The sequence below is a fragment of the Ideonella sp. P3_A4 genome, from assembly GCF_056403075.1.
This window is the reverse complement of the sequence record NZ_JBFUGE010000676.1, coordinates 1-3,033: the sequence shown is the minus strand read 5'-3', so window position 1 is coordinate 3,033 and position 3,033 is coordinate 1. Positions and strand designations below refer to the sequence as shown.

Annotated in this window: 2 protein-coding genes; one reads left to right on the top strand and one right to left on the bottom strand. The window is 68.2% G+C overall.

The features are described from left to right. Positions 1–2,083, top strand: a 2,083-nt coding sequence (locus AC1DYI_RS30980) for a di-heme oxidoreductase family protein (protein WP_477207954.1), incomplete at its 5' end; no start/stop codon positions are given. 41 nt (positions 2,084–2,124) lie between these two features. On the opposite strand, the gene AC1DYI_RS30975 is transcribed toward AC1DYI_RS30980, so the two are convergent. Next, positions 2,125–3,033: D-2-hydroxyacid dehydrogenase family protein (locus AC1DYI_RS30975; protein ID WP_477207953.1), on the bottom strand; the 909-nt coding region annotated here is incomplete at its 5' end.

Genomic DNA, 3,033 nt, shown 5'->3' with positions numbered 1-3,033 from the left:
GGCCAATGAGGCGCGCCGCGCTGAATCGGCGACGGCCGTCGCGCCGCCGCGCCTGGGCGCCAAGACTTACGTGCCCTTGTTCGGCCCCGGCACGCCGCTGGTCGAGAAGATCCAATACAAGGAAGCCGATGGCACGCTGGTGACGCTGGCCGGCTTTCGGCCGACCAACCGCCACGCGCGCGAGCGCGGTGAGCCGTGGGACGCGCCGGACGTGGGGCCCGGCAACTACTTCACCTTCCCGACCTGGTACTTCCAGAACCGCTCGTTCGGCTTGATGATCCGCGACGAGGTGCCGGCCGGCCGCTCGCGTGTCGAGGTGTCGCTGCGGGTCAACAACGGCACCTTCATCGAGAGTGGCCTGAGCGCCTTCCGCCGCGTGGACGACGACGTGCGCGACTGCGGCTGGAAGATGAACGTCGGCTTCCTGAATCCGAAAGAGGGCAACAAGAACATCTGCCGCGACACCACGCTGCGCGAAGACTGCATGGTGGTCATTGCCGACAACTGGCGCGCGCCGGTGCCCGGCACGCCGCTGCAGGTCGGCGATGTGATCGAGCTGTCGCCGGCGCCGTTCCTGGATCATTTGCCCGGCAGCGACAAGGCGCTGATCGACGGCGGCGGTATCCGCTACTACTCATTCGAGCAGCTGTACGAGGTCGGCGTGGGCATGCGGCCGTGGTACGGCATCGCGCCGACGCTCGACTCGTCGCCGCTGCCCGACCGCACGCTGCTGGGCGGCGAGGCCAGCGTCTCGTACAACTACTCKGAAGAGCCACACCGCGTGTTCCAGCAGATGGCCAACAACATCGGCATCGCGAATACGCAGCGCTTCGTCGAGGGCCGGCGCCTGTTCCACACCTCGTTTGCCGATGGCAAGCACTCCGAGAGCCCGGACATCAACCCGGTCTTCACCGAACACGCGCAGCAGTTGGGCCCGCGCTTCAACGCCGAGCGCTGCATCGGCTGCCATGCGCTGAACGGACGCAGCCTGCCGCTGGCCGTGGGCCGCACGCTGGACACGCTGACGGTGTTGGCTGCGGCTTCCAGCTCGCCGAGCGAGATCGTGCCGGACCCGGTCTATGGCCTGAACATCCAGCAGAAGACCTCGCTCCCGGGGGCGCCCGACTACTCGGTGTCGATCAGGTCGTACAAGCTGAAGACGCGCAAGCTGGCCGACGGCGAAAAGATCGAGCTGCAAACCCCCGTCTATGCCTTCAAGGGGCCGGTGCCGGCACAGTACTCGGTGCGCCAGGCGCCGCAGGTCATCGGCATGGGGCTGCTGGAGGCGGTCGACGAAGAGACGATCCTCGCCTTGTCCGACCCCGACGATGCGAACGGCGACGGCGTGCGCGGCGTGCCGAACTGGTCGACAGACCCGGAGACCGGCGATCGGCACCTGGGCCGCTTCGGCTGGAAGGCGGCCAAGGCCAGCACCCGCCAACAGGCTGCCACCGCGCTGATCATGGACCTGGGCGTGACCTCGCCGGTGTTCCCGACGCGTGGTTGCCAGAAGGGCCAATGCGGCCAGACGCGGGCCAAGACGGCGATCTCGGAGACCGAGATGCAGCGTTTGGCGCAGTACCTGGCGCTGCTGGGCGTGCCGGCGCAACGCAGCCTGCGCAGCGGCTTCATGGAGGGCATCCGCGTGTCGCCTGAGCACGACGTGGACCCGGCGTTGATCGAGCGCGGCAGCAAGCTGTTCGCCACGGCCCAATGCGTTGCTTGCCACGCAGCCAAGATGAAGACCGGCAAGAACCACCCGTTCGCCGAGCTGCGCGACCAGACGATCCACCCCTACACCGACCTGTTACTGCACGACATGGGCCCCGGCTTGGCCGACAGCCTGACCGAAAGCCAGGGCAAGCCGCGGTTGTGGCGCACCTCACCGCTGTGGGGGCTGGGCTCGCTGAAGTACGTGCAGGGTGCGGCAACGAACGTGCGCTACCTGCACGACGGCCGGGCCCGCACACTGATGGAGGCCATCGGCTGGCACGAGGGCGAGGCGGCCGGCAGCCGCCAGCGCTTCGAGGCCCTGAGCAAGGACGAGCGCGCCGCGGTGCTGGCGTTCCTCGAGTCGTTGTGAGGCCGAGTGCGTGTGAGGGGGCGGGCAGGGCGCCCGGCTCTTCAGCGCAGGACCTTCAGCGCATCCGGGTTGACGATGTTGGTCGGATGGCCGGCGACGAAGGCGGCCACGTTGTCGAACGCGGCGCCGAAATACAACTCGTAGCTGTCTTGCTCGACATAGCCGATGTGCGGCGTGCAGACGGCGTTTTCGAGCCGCAGCAGCGGGTGGCCTTGCRAGATGGGCTCGGTCTCGAACACGTCGACTGCCGCCAGGCCGGGGCGGCCGCGGTTCAGGGCCGAGACGAGCGCCGCGTCTTCGAGCAGCTCGGCGCGCGAGGTGTTGACGAACAGCGCGGTTGGCTTCATGAGGCCCAGGTCGGACAGCGTGACGACCTGGCGCGTGCGGTCCGACAGGCGCAGGTGCACGCTGAGCACGTCGCTTTCCTCGAAGGCCTGCTCGCGGCTGGCGAACACCGTGTAGCCATCGGCCACCGCGCGCTCACGCGATTCGTCGCTGGCCCAGATGCGCACGTCCATGCCGAAGGCACGGCCATAGCCGGCCACGATGGCGCCGATCTTGCCGTAGCCCCAGATGCCCAGCACCTTGCCGCGCAGCTGCATGCCGATGCTGAAGTTGGGCGGCATCGAGGCCGATTTCAGGCCCGACTGCTGCCAGGCCCCGTGTTTCAGATTGCCGATGTACTGCGGCAGCCGGCGCATCGAGGCCATGATCAGCGCCCAGGTCAGCTCGGCTGGCGCGTGCGGCGAACCCACGCCCTCGGCCACGGCGATGCCCAGGCGGGTGCAGGCGTCTATGTCGATGTGCGGGCCGACCTTGCCGGTCTGCGCGATCAGCCGCAGCTTGGGCAGCTTTTCGAGCAGTTGGCGGTTGAACTGGGTGCGTTCGCGGATGGCGACCAGCACCTCGGCGTCACGCAAGCGGATGGACAGCTGGCCCAGGCCTTTGAC